This window comes from Gordonia liuliyuniae (genome assembly GCF_021739025.1).
Taxonomy (GTDB): domain Bacteria; phylum Actinomycetota; class Actinomycetes; order Mycobacteriales; family Mycobacteriaceae; genus Gordonia; species Gordonia liuliyuniae.
In genome coordinates this window covers 99,881-116,374 of record NZ_JAKKOT010000004.1, presented here as the reverse complement: position 1 = coordinate 116,374, position 16,494 = coordinate 99,881, and the positions used below count along the sequence as shown (strand labels likewise).

The 16,494-nt window shown below is 67.2% G+C and carries 16 protein-coding genes; 13 read left to right on the top strand and 3 right to left on the bottom strand.

Annotated elements, in window-relative coordinates; all coding sequences use genetic code 11:
* Positions 1 to 74: 74 nt before the first annotated feature.
* Positions 75 to 1,250, top strand: a complete 1,176-nt coding sequence (locus L5G28_RS09765) for a hypothetical protein (protein ID WP_237001371.1) — start codon at positions 75 to 77, stop codon at positions 1,248 to 1,250.
* A 19-nt stretch (positions 1,251 to 1,269) separates the two neighbouring features.
* Here L5G28_RS09765 and L5G28_RS09760 read toward each other — a convergent pair whose 3' ends face one another.
* Positions 1,270 to 2,430 carry a DUF7373 family lipoprotein gene (locus tag L5G28_RS09760; RefSeq protein WP_237001370.1) on the bottom strand — a complete coding sequence of 387 codons (1,161 nt, stop codon included), beginning with the start codon at positions 2,428 to 2,430 and terminating at the stop codon, positions 1,270 to 1,272.
* A gap of 247 nt (positions 2,431 to 2,677) precedes the next feature.
* Here L5G28_RS09760 and sfnG point away from each other — a divergent pair, with 247 nt between their 5' ends.
* The 6 genes from sfnG to L5G28_RS09730 all read left to right on the top strand — a co-directional run bounded on the left by sfnG (position 2,678) and on the right by L5G28_RS09730 (position 8,545).
* Positions 2,678 to 3,844 carry a dimethylsulfone monooxygenase SfnG gene (sfnG, locus tag L5G28_RS09755; RefSeq protein ID WP_237001369.1) on the top strand — a complete coding sequence of 389 codons (1,167 nt, stop codon included), beginning with the start codon at positions 2,678 to 2,680 and terminating at the stop codon, positions 3,842 to 3,844.
* A 97-nt stretch (positions 3,845 to 3,941) separates the two neighbouring features.
* Complete coding sequence (locus L5G28_RS09750) at positions 3,942 to 5,141, top strand: acyl-CoA dehydrogenase family protein (protein ID WP_237001368.1); 1,200 nt, start codon at positions 3,942 to 3,944, stop codon at positions 5,139 to 5,141.
* Between the two features lie 3 nt (positions 5,142 to 5,144).
* Entirely contained in the window at positions 5,145 to 6,320 is a 1,176-nt protein-coding gene (locus L5G28_RS09745; RefSeq protein WP_237001367.1) for an SfnB family sulfur acquisition oxidoreductase, read from the top strand.
* Positions 6,321 to 6,377: 57 nt separating this feature from the next.
* Positions 6,378 to 7,550, top strand: coding sequence for an LLM class flavin-dependent oxidoreductase (locus tag L5G28_RS09740; protein ID WP_237001366.1), 1,173 nt, complete (start codon positions 6,378 to 6,380; stop codon positions 7,548 to 7,550).
* A gap of 45 nt (positions 7,551 to 7,595) precedes the next feature.
* Entirely contained in the window at positions 7,596 to 8,108 is a 513-nt protein-coding gene (locus L5G28_RS09735; protein WP_237001365.1) for a flavin reductase family protein, read from the top strand.
* A complete protein-coding gene (locus L5G28_RS09730) occupies positions 8,105 to 8,545 on the top strand; it encodes a hypothetical protein (RefSeq protein ID WP_237001364.1) in 441 nt (146 codons plus the stop codon). The genes L5G28_RS09735 and L5G28_RS09730 overlap by 4 nt, the downstream gene beginning before the upstream one ends.
* 57 nt (positions 8,546 to 8,602) lie before the next feature.
* Here the strand turns inward: L5G28_RS09730 and L5G28_RS09725 are convergent, their stop codons facing one another.
* Positions 8,603 to 9,109, bottom strand: coding sequence for a nuclear transport factor 2 family protein (locus tag L5G28_RS09725; protein WP_372477211.1), 507 nt, complete (start codon positions 9,107 to 9,109; stop codon positions 8,603 to 8,605).
* 171 nt (positions 9,110 to 9,280) lie between these two features.
* Here L5G28_RS09725 and L5G28_RS09720 point away from each other — a divergent pair, with 171 nt between their 5' ends.
* From L5G28_RS09720 to L5G28_RS09695, 6 genes are all read left to right on the top strand, one after another.
* Positions 9,281 to 10,465 carry an acyl-CoA dehydrogenase family protein gene (locus tag L5G28_RS09720; protein WP_237001362.1) on the top strand — a complete coding sequence of 395 codons (1,185 nt, stop codon included), beginning with the start codon at positions 9,281 to 9,283 and terminating at the stop codon, positions 10,463 to 10,465.
* Between the two features lie 58 nt (positions 10,466 to 10,523).
* A complete protein-coding gene (gene bphC / locus L5G28_RS09715; protein ID WP_237001361.1) occupies positions 10,524 to 11,447 on the top strand; it encodes a biphenyl-2,3-diol 1,2-dioxygenase in 924 nt (307 codons plus the stop codon).
* A gap of 55 nt (positions 11,448 to 11,502) precedes the next feature.
* Positions 11,503 to 12,297 (top strand): SDR family NAD(P)-dependent oxidoreductase, encoded by a 795-nt coding sequence (locus L5G28_RS09710; RefSeq protein WP_237001360.1) that lies wholly within the window; start codon positions 11,503 to 11,505, stop codon positions 12,295 to 12,297.
* A gap of 87 nt (positions 12,298 to 12,384) precedes the next feature.
* Positions 12,385 to 13,179, top strand: a complete 795-nt coding sequence (locus L5G28_RS09705; protein WP_237001359.1) for an IclR family transcriptional regulator — start codon at positions 12,385 to 12,387, stop codon at positions 13,177 to 13,179.
* A gap of 161 nt (positions 13,180 to 13,340) precedes the next feature.
* A complete protein-coding gene (locus tag L5G28_RS09700; RefSeq protein WP_237001358.1) occupies positions 13,341 to 14,624 on the top strand; it encodes an NADH:flavin oxidoreductase in 1,284 nt (427 codons plus the stop codon).
* A complete protein-coding gene (locus L5G28_RS09695; RefSeq protein WP_237001357.1) occupies positions 14,617 to 15,387 on the top strand; it encodes an SDR family NAD(P)-dependent oxidoreductase in 771 nt (256 codons plus the stop codon). Before L5G28_RS09700 ends, L5G28_RS09695 begins: the two co-directional genes overlap by 8 nt.
* Before the next feature lie 54 nt (positions 15,388 to 15,441).
* Here L5G28_RS09695 and L5G28_RS09690 read toward each other — a convergent pair whose 3' ends face one another.
* Complete coding sequence (locus L5G28_RS09690) at positions 15,442 to 16,308, bottom strand: TIGR03619 family F420-dependent LLM class oxidoreductase (protein ID WP_237001356.1); 867 nt, start codon at positions 16,306 to 16,308, stop codon at positions 15,442 to 15,444.
* Between the last annotated feature and the right edge of the window lie 186 nt (positions 16,309 to 16,494).

Below are 16,494 nucleotides of genomic sequence, written 5' to 3'. Positions count from 1 at the left end.
GGTCCGGGCTCGGCGTTTCGCGGAGGACACATCACGAGTGATCCAGCAGGGTCGGGACGACTGGAGGGGATGGCGTGTCGAAGCATTCGACCGGCGGACAGAGGCAGTTCATCGCGCGGCCGTTGGTAGCGATCGTGCTGGCCGTGATCTTGGTCGCCGGCGTGATCACCGCATGGACCAAGCTCGGCGATCGGATCGACGACTCGGCGACGACCGACGCCGCGACGTGCGTCGAGGGGAAGGCGACCGTCCCGATCGTCGCCGATCCGGCGGTCGCTCCGGGGCTCCAGCGGATCGCCCAGAACTACAACGCCACCTCCCCCATCGTCCGAGACCACTGTGTGACGGTCCAGGTCCGTCCCGCGGACGCGCGCGCGACGCTCGAAGGACTGACCGCCCGCGACTGGGACACGAAGGCGTTCGGCGCCTTCCCCGGAGCGTGGGTGCCTGAATCGTCGGTGTGGGCGGCCGCGTTGCAGACCGCGAAGGCGAAGGCACTGCAGGGGCCACCGGAGTCGTTGGTCTCCTCCCCTGTCCGCCTCGCCGTCGAACCCGAGGTCGCCGAGGCGGCGAACGGGCGGATCGCGTGGACGGGTCTTCCCGATCTGACGTTGGCCAATTCGCTGAGCGCGTTCGGGCACCGGAGTTGGGGATCGTTGCGAATGGCGATGCCGAACGGACCGCAGTCGGATGCCACGGCACTCGCCGCGCAGGCCGTCGCGGCCGGGACAGCCGACCAGAAGGGCCAGCTCACACTCGACCAGATGAACAACCAGCGGGTGCGGGGCGCGGTCGAGCAGTTGATGTCGGCGCCGCCGCGCATCGGCGACGGCTCGACCGAAGCGGCCGTCGAGGCGGTCGCCTCCGCGAACGATCCGGAAGACGCCGAGGTCCGCGCGGTCCCGGTGACCGAGCAACGGCTGTACGCGCTCACGAAGGACGATGAGAGCGCGCGCGTCGCCGCTGTCGCGCCCACCGGTTCGACACCGGTCGCCGACTACCCGATCGTCCGGCTCGCCGGCGACCACGTTCCGGCGCATGTCGGCGACGCGATCGCCGAGTTCTTCACGTTCGTTCGTAAGCCTCCGCAGATGAAGCTCCTGACCGGAATGGGATTCCGCGGCTCCGGCCCGCTGCCCGCGGCCACCGCGACCGTGAAGTTCGGCGACGTCACCGACCCGCTCCCGGCGCCGGAGCCGAAGGCTGCGGTCGAGATCAGCAAGATCGTGCTTCCCGCCGCAGCGCCGTAGTCTGCGACGAGTCGGACGATTAGGCGTTCTGCAACAGGACGACCTGTGCGGAGATCCGCTGCTGTGCCTCGGTGAGGTCCTCGCCGGTGGCACGCGCGACATATCGGTCGTCGGCGAGCACGCACTCGACGGTGCTCGACTCGGCCACCCTGTAACACGGGACGTCCGGCAGATCTTGGGGAGACGCGAGACGCGAGGATCCGGCGTCTGACGCCGCAGCAACGAAGTGGTCACGCAACGTGACCGCCTGTTTCGATGATTCTGCGCGGTACAGCACCGTCGCACGGTTCGCGACAGCGTCGACGCCCGCCGCCCGAAGCGCGTCGTAGTCGACGCTCGAGTCGTCGGCCAGCTGTGCCTGCGTCTTCGGCCCCGCGACCGTGCCGTCGTACAGGTACGTCTCGGTCTTGAGATAGGGCACCGCGAGCGCGTACAGGTCCACGTTCGGCTGCTTCTGGTCGACGGTGACCCCTCGCCCGGCGTCGCCGGCGTCGGCCAGTGTGGTGAAGGTCGACCTCAGCAAGGCCTCCGTCCGGCTCCCGGACAGACCGTCGAACACCGCGACGAGCACGTCGGAGCCGTGCGGCGCCAGTGCCAGCGAGCGGGTGGTCCCAGGTTTGATCCACGCTGCGGACACCACCGTGTTGCCTTTTCCGAGCCCGGGCAGCGGGGCTGCCCGCGGCCGCGTCTTCTTACCTGCTGCCGTCAGAGTCGCGCGCCATTCTGCGGCGACGCGCCGGGCCATCGCGGGGACGGCGGCGGCCGCCGCGTGGGCATCGGAGTATCGGAGGACTCCCGCGTAGACGCCGACGGCCCGTCCGTTCAATTCACCTGCTCCGCTCGTGGTGTACCCGAACCGGAAGGCGCGGTTCTCGCGTACCGTGTCGGCGCCGGGAATGAAGCCCGACAGATTCTTCAGCGACGATTTCGGTGAGGTCCCCGGCGTCCGCTCGGTGAACATCGGATCGATGTCGCCGCGGAACGGGATGAACTCGCCCAGCCGCATGCCTGCGAGACGTTCGGGGCTCGCCAGCCCGGAGTCGTCGGGCGTAGTCGCGTAGTGCCCGGTCTGGTAGTCGATCGGGACGCGGACAGCTGTACCGTCCACCGCGCAGCCGGCGAGCAGTGCGGCCGAGGCCACAGCGACCACGGGCATGAGGGCGGAGAGTCGATATCGCACGTGCAGAGCGTAGTACGTCGTGTTCCTCATGTATGTCGTTGAAGCGGCGTCCGCCGACGAGTTCGCGGCTTCGCAACCACGTCGATTGGAACCACCGCGATTTCATTCATCGACCTGTGGCACCTCGGCGCGCAGACTCCTTCCATGACCGCATCACCGTGCAGACGATGTCTGTGACTGTTTGACTGCTCGGCCGCCACGGCCGCCACCAGATCCACCACCAGGCCTTCAGGAGGTCTATTCCGTCATGCCCGAAATCAGTTCACAGCGGCTCGAAGCCGCCACCGCACCGTTGCAGTTCGCGTACTGGGTGCCCAATGTCAGCGGCGGCCTCGTCGTCTCCACGATCGAGCAGCGCACCGACTGGGGATACGACTACAACCGCAGACTCGCCGTCCTCGCCGAGAACAACGGATTCGACTACGCCCTGTCTCAAGTCCGCTACATCTCGTCGTACGGGGCGGCCTACCAGCACGAGTCGACGAGCTTCTCGCTGGCGCTGCTGCTGGCGACCGAGCGACTCAAGGTGATCGCGGCCGTCCACCCCGGACTCTGGCATCCCGGTGTCCTCGCCAAGTTCCTGGCGACCGCCGACCATCTGTCCGGTGGCCGCGCCGCCGTCAACGTCGTGTCGGGTTGGTTCAAGGACGAGTTCACCAAGCTCGGCGAGCCGTGGCTCGAACACGACGAACGCTACCGTCGCGCCGAAGAGTTCATCACGTACCTGCGCAACATCTGGACCGACGACCACGCCGAACTGTCCGGCGACTTCTACCGGCTCCATGACTTCGACCTCAAACCCAAGCCGGTCGACGTGCCGGGACGAGCGCACCCCGAGATCTTCCAGGGCGGCAACTCGACGGCTGCGCGCACGATGGCCGGTCGCGTCTCCGACTGGTACTTCAGCAACGGCAAAGACTTCGAGGGTCTCTCCGAGCAGGTACTCGACGTCAACACTGAAGCCGCGATCGCAGGCCGGACCGTCAGATTCGGGTTGAACGGCTTCCTCATCGGACGCGACTCCGAAGCCGAGGCGCGCGACGTGCTCCGCGAGATCGTCGACAAGGCCGACCGTGACGCCGTCGCCGGATTCGGCTCGGCCGTCAAACAGGCCGGCACCTCGACATCGGACGGCAAGGGAATGTGGGCGAGTTCCGAGTTCGCCGACCTCGTCCAATACAACGACGGATTCAAGACGGGACTGATCGGTACTCCAGAGCAGATAGCCGAGCGGATCGTCGCGTACAAGACGCGCGGCGTGAACCTCTTCCTCCTCGGATTCCTGCACTACCTGGAAGACGTCGAATACTTCGGCACCCGCATCCTGCCGCTCGTCCGCGAGCTCGAAGCCGACCTCACTTCCAGCGGACGTCTCGAAACCGAACTGGCCCGCAACGGGGTCCTGACCACCTGATTCGCGCTGGAACCGCTCTCACCTGCTCCGTGCGAGCAGCAGGACGAGTCCAGCCAACCCACGAAGCCCGCCCCACACCTTTCCGGGAAAGAGAACGATGACCATCACCAACGACACCCGCAGCACCGACCTGTTCGCCGACGCCCTCACACGCGCAGACATCGTCGCATCCGAGTTGCGCGCGACCGCGGCCGAGCGCGATCGCGCGAATGCCGATCCGACCGCGGAGATCGCGCTCCTGCGCGAGCACGACCTGCTCCAGGTCGGCGAGCCCGTCGAGTACGGCGGGTCGGGGCTCGACTACGCCCAGAGCCAGCAGATCACTCGTCGCATCGCCCGCGGCGACACGTCTATCGCACACCTGATCGGCTACCACTATGCGCAGCAGCGGATCCCCCACCTGTTCGGCACGCCCGACCAGGCTGAGGCGCTCTCCCGGCGTAACGCGGAGGAGAAGCTGTTCTGGGGCGGTGTGCAGAATCCGCGGGGCGCCGACGGCCTCGTTCTCACCAGAGTCGACGGTGAATACCGCCTCAACGGTCGTCGGACGTTCGCCTCCGGGGCGAGCGTCGCCGACTGGCTGTCGGTGACCGCGGCGTACGGCGACGCTCTCGTGTTCCTCACGCTCCCGACCGACCGTGCGGGATTCGCACCGCAAGGCGACTGGGACAACATCGGGCAACGCCTGACCGACTCGGGCGGCGTCGTCTTCGACGACGCCGTGGTCCACGCGAGCGAGATCCTCGGCGATCCCGACTCGCCGCCGACCTTCACCCCGTACGAGACTCTGGTGACACCGCACTGGCAACTCGCGTTCGTCAACTTCTACATCGGCACCGCCGAAGGAGCACTCGACGAAGCCCTCGACTGGACCCGGCTGAACGCCAGCGCCTGGGAGACGTCCGGGCTCGACCGTGCGGGCGACGACCCGTACATCCTCGAATTGGTCGGCGCGCTCCGCGCCGAGATCACCGGTGCGGCCCTCCTCGCCGACCGGGCAGGCGACGCACTGCAGGCCGCGCTCGACTTCGGTGACACGCTCTCGGCCGAGCAGCGCGCCGACACGGCGATCGCCATCGCCGAAGCCAAGTACGTCACCACCAAGGTGTCACTGGAGGCCGCGTCACGGCTGTTCGAGATCCAGGGGGCGCGAGCCACGACCTCCGCGTACGGCTTCGACCGGCACTGGCGCAATCTGCGCACCCACACCGTCCACGACCCGGTGGCCTACAAGGCGCGCGAGATCGGCGACTGGGTGCTCAACACCCGTGCGCCCCAGTTCACGCTGTACAGCTGACTCGTGACCGACACCATCACCGATCACGAGTCCGCGGCGGCCGCTGCCCGTGCATTCGCACCCGCTGTCGCCGCGGGTGCGAGTGCGCGGGACGCCGGACGTCGTCTCCCGTTCGACGAAGTCGCGGCATTGTCGGCGACCGGGCTCCTCGCCGTCACCGTGCCGACCGACTTCGGCGGCCCTGGACTGGGCGCACGCACACTCGCCGAGGTCGTCGCGATCGTAGCGGCCGCCGATCCGAGCCTCGCGCAGATCCCGCAGAGCCATTTCGTCTTCCTCGACTCGGCACGACGTGTCGGGTCGGACGTGTTGCAACGGCATCTGTTCACTCGGGTGCTCGACGGCGCGCGGATCGCGAACGCTCAGACCGAACGCGGCGGGAAGACGGTCGTCGACGATGCGACCACGTTGCGACGCCGGGACGGACGTCTGAGTCTGTCGGGGATCAAGTTCTACGCGACCGGGGCCGTGTTCGCCGACATCCTCGCCGTCCGCGCGCTCGGCCCCGATGGTGGTTCGGTGGTCGCGTACGTGCCCGCCGACGCGCCCGGTGTGACGATCGACGGCGACTGGGACGGCTTCGGACAGCGCACGACGAGCAGCGGGACCGTCGTGTTCGACGACGTCGACGTGGACGGCGACCTCGTTCTCGACTACACGCGGCTACTCGCGACGACCAGTACATACGGGACTCGCGCACAGCTCGTGCACGCGGCGATCGACGCCGGGATAGCGCGCGGAGCGCTCGACGCCGTTCCGGGCCTCGCACAGCGCGCGCGACCGTGGTTCGAAGCCGACGTCGAGCGCGCGGCCGACGATCCCCTGCTCGTGGCACAGGCGGGCGACCTCGAACTCGCGGTCCGCTCCGCCGAAGCGCTCCTGCGCGCCGCGGCGGAACGGATCGACGCCGCCGACGAGTCGTCGAGCGCGGACGCGATCGCCGAAGCGGCGCTCGCCACGGCGGCAGCGAAGGTCTCGGCGGGCCGCGCCGCCCGCCGTGCGGGCAGCGAACTGTTCGACTTCGGCGGCACGCGCACCGCATCGGACAAGGCGAACCTGACCCGGTTCTGGCGCGACGCCCGCACGCACACCCTGCACGACCCCGAGCGCTGGAAACTCCAGCATCTCGGGCACTGGGCGATCGGTCGGCGACGCCCACCGAGCCACGGAACACTCTGACCGTTCGAGCCGACCTCCTCGGTTCTCGACCTCTCCCCCGAAAAGGATCATCGACGAATGTCTGTAAAGCTCCACTGGTTCCTGCCGACGTACGGCGACTCGCGTTTCATCGTCGGCGGCGGCCACGGCCTGCCCGCCGGAATCGCGAGCGGCGACCGCGACGCGTCGATCGGCTATCTGTCGTCGATCGCACGGGCCGCCGAGGACTTCGGCTTCACCGCCGCACTCACGCCCGCGGGCGCATGGTGCCAGGACGCGTGGCTGACCACGGCCATGGTGGCACGCGAGACCGAGCGGCTCGGCTTCCTGGTGGCGTTTCGCCCGGGCCTCATCAGCCCTACGCTGGCCGCGCAGATGACGTCGACGTTCGCCAAGCACGCGCCGGGGCGCATCCTGCTGAATGTCGTGACCGGCGGCGAGCCCGTCGAGCAGCGCGCCTACGGCGACTACCTCGACAAGGCCGCACGCTACGCCCGCACCGATGACTTCTTGTCCATCGTGCGACGCCTGTGGGATGGGGAGACGGTCACCTACCGCGGCGAGCACATCACCGTCGAAGACGCGACGATCCCGACGCTCCCGTCCCCCGTGCCGCCGATCTATTTCGGCGGGTCGTCCGCGGAGGCCGGCCCGGTCGCGGCACGGCACAGCGACGTCTACCTCACCTGGGGTGAGCCGCCCGCCGCGGTCGCCACGAAGATCGACTGGATCCGGTCCCTCGCCGAGCAGCAGGGGCGGACGGTGCGCTTCGGCATCCGGCTGCACGTGATCGCCCGGGACACGTCCGAGCAGGCGTGGGCCGAGGCGGGACGTCTGCTGTCGGCGCTCGACGAGGACACGGTGGCGAGCGTGCAGTCCGTGTTGGGCCGCAGCGAGTCGACCGGCCAGGCTGCGATGCGCGCACTGCACGAGTCCCATCGCGCGGACGGGTCGTGGACGGATCCGCGGTCGCTCGAGGTGTATCCGGGACTGTGGTCGGGTGTCGGACTGGTTCGCGGCGGCGCGGGCACCGCGCTCGTCGGCTCCCACGCCGAGGTCGCCGACCTCATCGCCGAGTACACGGCATTGGGCATCGACGAGTTCGTGCTGTCCGGCTATCCGCATCTGGAGGAGCTGTACTGGTTCGGTGAAGGCGTCGTCCCCGAGCTCACGCGACGCGGCCTCTTCGACAATCCTCGTTCGTCTCTGTCGACGACAACCGGCAACCCGTTCGTCCCCGCAGGCCGCTGATCGCTGATCGCCGCCATTCGCCACATCACGAGAAGTCTGGAGACCATGACTGTCACAACTGATTTCACGACCGTCGGCGACCAAGCCGAGTTGCGTCGAGTGTTCGGACACTTCCCGTCCGGGCTGGTGGTGATCGCCGCACTCGGCCCGGACGGACCGGCCGGTCTGCTCGCGTCCTCGTTCACGTCGGTGTCCTTGGACCCCGCCCTGGTATCGGTGAACGTCGCCCGCACGTCGACGACGCTTCCGGTCCTCCGACGCGCCGACCACTGGGGCGTCACGGTGCTCGCGCACGATCAACGCAACGTCGCCGAACTTCTCCGACGCCCCGCGTCCGAGCGGTTCGACGGCATCGACTGGTCGGCTACCGACGACGGGGCCGTCCACCTCGACGACGCTGCCGCGGGCTTCCACACCCGCGTCGACCAGGTGGTCCCGGCAGGCGACCACGTGATCGCGCTGCTTGCGGTTCACGGCCACTTCACTGCGCCGAGCGTCGACCCGCTTGTCTTCCACCACAGCCGTTTCCGTCATCTGGAACAGGAGAACAACGCATGAGCACACCACGCATCGCCGTTCACGGAGCAGAGAGCGTCGCGGCGGATTGGATCGAACTCACCGACGGCGACGTCGACGCGCCGGTCACCCGGGTCCGCGCATCGAGCCTCGGCGAAGCCGCCCAGGCGACGGCGCGAGCATCCGGTCCGGTGTTCGTCGATCTCGACGTCCACCTCGCCGACACCGTGAGGGCCGCGTACGCCGAGTACGCGGCCGCACACCCCGGTTGGACGCCCGGCGCGCGGACCGGGACACTCGTCCACCCCGGAACCGTCGCGACCCTCGTGGGGCTGCTGCGCGACATCGCCGTCACGGGCGTCGCCGACGGCGTCACCTTGCGCGGACCGGATGCTTCCGTGCTGATCAGGCAGGTCATCGAAGACGTCGCTCCGATCCTGGGAGTCCGCGTGCACGATTGGCAGGTCGTCGCTGGCTGAGCACCCGATCGCCGGGGCATCGCTCGACGCCTGATCCGGTGATGCCGATCCGCCTGACTACTCCTCGACTCCGACTTCGGTCAGCCCTTCATCTACCGACGCCAGCAGTTCCCGCGCCTCCGGGCGACCGTCAAGAACACGCCCCACCCGTCGAGCGCACTTCCATCCTTCCTCGGTGCGGATCAGTTCCCAACGGTTCGCCGTTGCGCGCAGCACCGAGAAGCCGTCGTCGCCGTGGACCACCAGCATCGACTTCCCGGTCGCGACCGCGGTATCGCCGTCGATACGCACGCGTCCGGGCTCGACGATGTGCGCACACCCCTTCTGCACGAACCCCTGATGCATACCGCCGCGCACCATCGCGGAGATCTCAGCGTGCCCGCGCATGACTCCGGTGTCCACGTCGTAGACACCGTCAGAAGTCCAGATCTCCGCGACGGCGTCCGCACACCCCGCGTCGATGGCTGGACCGTATGCGGCCACGAGGTCCGTGATGGTCTGCCTGTCTTCCAGATAGGCGACGCGCGTGGCCAGTTCGGCGATCAAGCGTGTGGTGTCGGACAGTGTCAACTCGATGTCATTCATGCCTATAGTCGGCCAGATCCTGCGAATCCGACCGGCGGTTTTCCCGCTGCACGGGAATCATCGGCTACATGATCTCGGTGCGATGTGAGCATCGTCTCACCACGCACTTGAACGGCAGCGGCGCACAGCCCGCCACGATCGGAGAGACGAATGCCGAACACGGTTCTCGATTACATCAACGAGCACGCAGACGAATTCTTCGCGCAAGGCGCCGAAGCCGAGCGCATCGGACGACTCACTGACAAGACGGTTCGTCTCCTGAAGGAATCGGGAGCGATGAGGATGCTCCAGCCTGCCGACTACGGCGGCTACGAATACCACCCGCGAGAGTTCGCGGAGGCCGTGATGAGGTTGGCGTCGCTCGACCCGGCCGCGGGTTGGGTTCTCGGTGTCTGCGGCGTTCACCCGTGGCAGCTGGCCTACAACGATCGCCGAGTACAGGACGAGGTGTGGGGCGAGGACAGCAGCATCTGGATGGCCTCCCCGTACATGCCCGGCGGCATTCTCGTTCCGCAGGACGGTGGCGGTTACCGCTTCAGCGGATCCTGGCAGTTCTCGTCCGGCACAGACCACTGCGGCTGGGCTTTCCTCGGCGCGATGATGGGCGACCCCGACGGGAACATGGTGCACCCGCCGCAGATGGTCCACGTGATCATCCCGCGCGCGGACTACACCATCGTCGACGACTCCTGGAACGTCGTCGGACTCCGGGGCACCGGCAGCAAAGACCTGATCATCGAGGACTGTTACGTACCCGAGTACCGAGCGATGACCTGGGAGGACGTGTCCAGCGGTGACGGCCAGCGTCAGTCGGACCGAACACAGACGCTGTACCAGATGCCGTGGTCGAACATGTTTCCGCTCGGCATCACCTCGGCCACCGTCGGAATCTGCGAGGGCCTGCTGCGCCTGGCTTCGGATTACCAGGCGAACCGAATCGATGCCAACGGTGTCAACGTCAAACACGATCCCTACACCATGTTCGAACTCGGCGAGTACATGGCGGATCTGCGTGCGGCCCGCGGCGAGTTGATCGACAACGCCCAGTACTTCTGGGACATCACCGAGCGAGGCGAGGTCGCGTCGTTCGCTGATCGTGCCGCCGGCCGTGCCACCCAGGTGCGAGCGGCGTGGCGTGCCGCTCGAGCCGCGAACGAGATCTATGCCCGCTGCGGCGGCAACGCCCTCCGGATGGACCAGCCGATGCAGCGATTCTGGCGCGACAGCCAGGCCTGCATCCATCACGCGATTCACACGCCCAACACCGTCTACCACGCGGCGACGCTCAGCTCACTCGGCGCCGAAGCTCCCGGCCCACTGCGCAAGATGATCTGACTGTCGCGCAACCAGCCAGCCAACCACCAGCCAGCCAACCACCAGCAAAGGACGATCGATGACTCCCCGACTGTATGACTCCGATATCAAAGCGCTCGGCTACGTGGAGGTCCAGACCAACGACATGTCGCGTTGGCGCACGCTCGCCATGGACATCCTGGGCTTCGCGGAGGGATCGGGTCCCGACCCCGACTCGCTGTACCTTCGGCTCGACGAACGAGCCGCACGGATAGTCGTCCGCCCCGGTGACACCGACAAAGTGAGCGTCGTCGGCTGGGAGGTTCGCGACCGCGAAGCAATGGAGCGAGTTCGCACCGCAGTCGAGGCCGCCGGCGTCGACGTACAGGACCTGACCGCGGAGGAGTCCGACGCCCGTCGAGTCGAGGCCGCCATCACCTTCTCCGATCCCGCGGGCATTCCGCTCGAGGTGTTCTTCGGGGCGGTGCTGGACCACAGCCCAGTGGTCACTCCGTTCGGCGCACGCTTCGTCACCGGTGCCCAAGGGCTTGGCCACGTAGTGATTCCGGTGCCCGACCAGGGCAAAGCGTACGACTTCTACGTCCAGACACTGGGCTTCCTACCGCGCGGCGCGTTCCGGCTCGACACGCCGCCGGAAGTCGGGCCGATGCGGATCCGCTTCTTCGGAGTCAATCAGCGGCACCACAGTCTCGCGATGATGCCCGCACCCAAACAGGGGCCGGGCCTGATCCACGTGATGGTCGAGGTGGACGACCTCGACACCGTCGGGAGGGCGCAGGACCGCGTCATCGCCGAAGGAGCGTCGCTCTCGTCGACCTTGGGCAGGCACACCAACGACAAGATGCTCTCGTTCTATGTCCGTGCGCCAGGAGGGTGGGACATCGAGTTCGGCACCGACGGCATATTGGTCGACGAGGATACGTACACCACCGAAGAGATCACCGCAGACAGCTACTGGGGGCACGACTGGTCCGGCGGCGAACCCTTGGCAGTCGTCTCATGACGAGCCAACGCAACAGCTCATATCCCGATTTCACATGACCCCGAAGGCTGATGACATGACATCGATCGACAGTGACAAGTATGGGCCGTGGGCCGTGATCGCCGGCGGGTCCGAGGGGGTCGGCGCCGTCTTCGCCGACGAACTGGCCATGGCTGGACTGAATCTGGTGCTGATCGCACGGAAGGAAGATGCGCTCGAGGCGACCGCGGAACAGGCCCGTCGACACGGCACCGAGGTCCGCACCCTGGTCCAGGATCTACTCGCGCCCGACGCGGTGGCGAACATCGCGGCCGCGACCGCCGACCTCGAGGTCGGACTGCTGATCTTCAATGCAGGCGCCAACACCTACGGCAACGAGTTCGTCTTCGGCGACATGGAGCGGTTCCGCAGTGTGATGACGTTGAACATCGACCGTCAACTCGATCTGGTGCAGATGTTCGGGAGACCGATGGCCGAACGCGGTCATGGCGGCATCGTTCTGCTCGGCTCGGTCACCGGCTTCGTCGGCTCCGGACACCAGAGCATCTATTCGGCGGCTAAGGCGTTCAGCCGAGTATTCGCCGAAGGCCTGTGGTGGGAGCTGCGCGATTACGGCGTTGACGTCGTCGAACTCGTCCTCGGCGTCACGCGCACCCCGGCGATGGCGCGTGCCGGTCTGAACTTCGACGCGCCAGGGCTTCTGGTGTCCGAACCCGCCGATGTGGCGCGCGAAGGATTGGCGCACATCGGCGACGGGCCGGTGTGGGTGATCGACGCGGAGAAGGAGGGGGCAGTGGCCCGGTCGCAGTTCCCGCGTGATCAGTGTGTACGGGCAGAAGCTCACGCTGTGGCAGCCATGATGGGCCGATAAGTAGCGGCGAACGCGCCGACGACGGCTACCGTATCGAAGTCCGACGTTCCGTCGGATGACTTCGACCGTGATCTCGCTGGAGGCGGCATGAACGATGACCGAGAGTCCGAAACTCCACCGTCGATGCTCGATCGGATAGATCTGATACTCGACGCCGTCGAGGAAGCAGGCTTTCTCACCCTGTCCGGGGTGATGGAACGTACCGGGCTGGCCCGCTCGACGACACACCGGCTGCTGCTCCAGATGGAGCGCCGCAGGTGGCTCTTCCGCGTCGGCACCAACTACGAGCTCGGCGTGCGGTTGTTCGGCCTGGGTACCAGCGGACTGCGCACGCACTGGTTCTACCGGCGGGCCATGCCGACACTGAGTTGGTTGCAACTCCAGACCGGCTACATCGTGCACATGGCGTACCTCGACGGCGCCGACTGTGTGTACTGGGAGAAGCTTGGGTCGGGTCGGTTCCAGTGGGAAGTGCCCACCCGGATCGGTGCGCACCTTCCCGCGCACACCACAGCCGTCGGAAAGTCGCTCCTCGCAGTCCAGTCCGACGATTACCTTCACAGCATCGAGCCGTATGCGGAACTGACGCCGAACACCGTCACATCGACGACCGCTCTCCGCCAAGAGATCGACGAGATCCGCAAACGCGATTATGCGGTCGATCGTGGCGAGAGCATCCCGAATGTGGGCTGCTTCGGCACGACGGTCAGCGCAGCCAGCGACGACTCGTCGACCGCGCGCCGGACATCCGCCGCGATCTCCATATGCGTGCCGCTCGCCGAGCTAGACAACCGGCTCATCGCGATTCTGCTCGCCGCGAAGAAGCGGATCTCGCAGAACATGCGCGTCAACCCGATGATCGAGACCGCCGACGACGACTGAACTCGATCGCCGGTGATCGTGGTTCCCGCAGAACGGGAATCTGTTCCACGGGCTCCGACCGCGCTGGAAGTGTGAGGGGAAGCACACCGCCAAACGATATGGTGAGGAGTCCCCGTTGTGAAGAACAGTACGACCTCGACAGCCGTGCAGGTGACGACACGATGACCGCGGCGGGAGACCCGTTCGCGCCCGGACGTCTCGGTCCGGTGCGACTTCCGAATCGGATCATCAAGTCCGCAACATCCGAGGGACGTTCCCCGGAGGGACTGGTGACCGATTCGCTGATCGACTTCCACCTCGACTACATCCGCGGCGGCGTCGGGATGACGACCGTCGCCTACTGCTGCGTGACTGCGGAGGGAGCCTCGGCGCCCGGACAGATCCTGATGTCGGAGCGAGCGGCACCGGGCCTGGAGCGGCTGACTGCGGCGGTGCACGCCGACGGCGGTCTGATTTCCGCACAACTCGGGCACGCCGGTCCCGTCGCGTCGAAGAAGATCACCGGCGTCACCGCGACGGCGCCGAGCCGTATGGTGAATCCGACCTCGCTGGAGTACTGCCGGGCGATCAGCGTCAGCGAGATCGCGCGCGTCATCGAGGGCTTCCGCGACGCCGCGGTGTTGGCCGCCGACTGCGGGTTCGACGCCGTCGAACTCCATTTCGGACACAACTATCTGCCGAGTTCGTTTCTGAGCCCGCTGTTCAATCGGCGTACGGACTCGTACGGCGGCGGAATCGACGCCCGAAGTCGGCTCGTGCGGGAGATCGCGGCCGAAGTCCGCACGGCGGTCGGCGACTCGATCGCCGTCACCGCGAAGATCAGCATGGACGACGGGGTGCCCGGCGGCATCACCCTGGCCGAGTCGATCCGGACCGCGCAACTGCTCGACGCGGACGCGAACCTGGACGCGCTCGAATTGACGCAGGGGTCATCGGTGATGCACCAGATGTTCCTGTTCCGCGGCGATGTCCCAGTGCGCGACTTCGCGGCGGTGATGCCGCAGCCGTTCAAGGCCGGCGTCTATGCGTTCGGCCGGAAGATGCTCGGCGAGTACCCGTACTACGACCTGTACATGCTGGAATCGGCGCGCCAGTTCGTACCGGTCATGAACAACACTCGGCTGATCCTGCTCGGCGGGATCACCGAGTACGAGCACATGGTCACAGGTCTGAACGAGGGGTTCGACTTCGTCGCGATGGGGCGTGCACTGTTGCGCGAGCCCGACCTGGTGAACTCGATCCGCGCCGACCGCACGAAGCAGACGCTCTGCACGCACTGCAACCGGTGCATGTACACGGTCTACGGCCGAACTCACTGCGTCCTGGATCCGGAGTCAGCGTTCGGGCCGATCCCCTCGGCCGAGGCCACCGACCTCGGTGTTCCGACCGCGGCTCGGCGCGCGGCCGCGGTCGGCTCGACTGCGAAGGTGGTGAACCGTGCCTGAGCCGCGCGGAACGGAACTGTCCGGTGCGAGGGCGCTGGTGACCGGGGCCGGACAGGGAGTGGGACGCGGCATCGCATGCGCTCTCGCCTCGCGCGGGGCGGCCGTCGCCGTCGTCGGGCGGACCCCGGCGAAGGTGGAGGCAGTCGCCGATGAGGTCTGTGCCCGCGGCGGGCGGGCACAGGCGTTCCGGTGCGACGTCACCGATCCGGAGGATGCGGCGAGACTCGTCGACGACGTCGTCACCTCGTTCGGCGGTCTGTCGATTCTCGTCAACAACGCCCAGAGCACATACAACCGCCGGCTCCTCGATCTCACCGAGAACGAGTACCGACAGATCATGGACTCGGGTCCGCTCGCCACCTGGCGCATGATGGCGCTGTGTCACCCGCATCTGTCGGGTGACGGAGCGATCGTCAACCTCGGTTCGGCGGCTGGCGTCCGAGCCGACCCTTCGGGGTACGGCGTCTATGCAGCTGCCAAGGAGGCCATCCGGTCGCTGACGCGGGCCGCCGCGTGCGAATGGGCCGACGACGGGATCCGCGTAAACGCGATCCTGCCGCTCGCGATGTCGCCCGGCCTGGAACGGTGGGCGCAGGCGCGTCCGGCCGAAGCCGACGCGTACCTCGACACCGTCCCACTGCATCGCTTCGGTGATCCGGAGGACGATATCGGTGCAGCGGTCGCGTTCCTGTGCGGCGACCAGTCGAGCTACATCACCGGGCACTCGTTGCCGGTCGACGGAGGCCAGGTCCTGATGCGCTGACGGGTGCACCCAGACGATGTGTTCCGGCAGGTACGTCACCGCGGGTGCGGCGGATCAGTCGAAGACGACGCCTACGTCGCGGCCGACCTCGGTGAGTCGCGCCAGCTGGTCGCAGTAGTGCGCCGCGCTCTCCGCACGAACCGTGACAGTCGCGATGGTGGCGCCCGCATCACGAGTGGACGCCAGTGCGGCCATGCACGCCGACGGGTCGCCGAGCGGATCGAGGACCTCCCGTGCCTCCAGGACGAGGTCGAATCCCGGCGGTACCGTGTGACCGGCCAGCATAGCCGCCAGGCGTTCGTGCGACAGCCCAAACGGCACCCAGCCGTCTCCGAGAGTCAGCGCGCGTCGCAACGATCTCGTCGACCGGCCGCCGACCCACAACGGCACATCGGTTCGCAGTGCGTGCGGTTCGACGCGTATCCCGTCGAAGCGGAAGTGCGGGCCGGAGTAGACCGGGGCCGACCGGCCGAGCGAGGCCCTCAGCGCCGACATCGCATCGTCGGCGATCGCGCCCCGATCGTCGAACTCCGCCCCCAATAGGTCGAATTCTTCGCGGAGGCTGCCGACGCCGACACCGAGCACCAGACGCCCGCCGGTGACGAGGTCGAGCGTGCCGTAGCGTTTGGCGATCTCCAGCGGATGGTGGTAGCCGAGCACCAGCACCTGGGTGACGAACGTGATCCGGTCGGTCCGCGCCGCCAGGAACCCGAAGGTGGCGAGAGGATCCCAGTAGGTGCCGCCGCGCGATCGTGCGACGGCGTCCGGAACAGCGACATGCTCACAGCAGGTCAGATGGTGATAGCCGAGCCGGTCCGCGGCTGCGGCGATCACCGCCAGGTCGTCGACTCCGGCAGTGCGCTCCCACGGGCTCGAACCCCGCGGCTGAGCGACGACTGGTGTGAACAAGCCGATTCTCATCAGATCCTCACTACTCGGTGCGAGCCGTCTCTGCCGGCTCAGCTCTACACCAAGCCTCCGCTGCTCGACCGGCTCGCCGCTTCGTGTTCCCGCCAGACGGGAACGATTCGAGACACACGACTACCGCTCGCCACTGTGATTAGCAGCACATCAATTTGCAGCACAGCCCCGACATCGTGTGAGGAG

What these genes read in the sequence shown, in the direction of transcription:
- L5G28_RS09710 (WP_237001360.1), top strand. Translation starts at nt 11,503, where the DNA reads ATGACATCGATCGACAGTGACAAGTATGGGCCGTGGGCCGTGATCGCC.
- L5G28_RS09705 (WP_237001359.1), top strand. Translation starts at nt 12,385, where the DNA reads ATGAACGATGACCGAGAGTCCGAAACTCCACCGTCGATGCTCGATCGG.
- L5G28_RS09700 (WP_237001358.1), top strand. Translation starts at nt 13,341, where the DNA reads ATGACCGCGGCGGGAGACCCGTTCGCGCCCGGACGTCTCGGTCCGGTG.
- bphC (WP_237001361.1), top strand. Translation starts at nt 10,524, where the DNA reads ATGACTCCCCGACTGTATGACTCCGATATCAAAGCGCTCGGCTACGTG.
- L5G28_RS09730 (WP_237001364.1), top strand. Translation starts at nt 8,105, where the DNA reads ATGAGCACACCACGCATCGCCGTTCACGGAGCAGAGAGCGTCGCGGCG.
- L5G28_RS09735 (WP_237001365.1), top strand. Translation starts at nt 7,596, where the DNA reads ATGACTGTCACAACTGATTTCACGACCGTCGGCGACCAAGCCGAGTTG.
- L5G28_RS09740 (WP_237001366.1), top strand. Translation starts at nt 6,378, where the DNA reads ATGTCTGTAAAGCTCCACTGGTTCCTGCCGACGTACGGCGACTCGCGT.
- L5G28_RS09690 (WP_237001356.1), bottom strand. Translation starts at nt 16,308, where the DNA reads ATGAGAATCGGCTTGTTCACACCAGTCGTCGCTCAGCCGCGGGGTTCG.
- sfnG (WP_237001369.1), top strand. Translation starts at nt 2,678, where the DNA reads ATGCCCGAAATCAGTTCACAGCGGCTCGAAGCCGCCACCGCACCGTTG.
- L5G28_RS09750 (WP_237001368.1), top strand. Translation starts at nt 3,942, where the DNA reads ATGACCATCACCAACGACACCCGCAGCACCGACCTGTTCGCCGACGCC.
- L5G28_RS09720 (WP_237001362.1), top strand. Translation starts at nt 9,281, where the DNA reads ATGCCGAACACGGTTCTCGATTACATCAACGAGCACGCAGACGAATTC.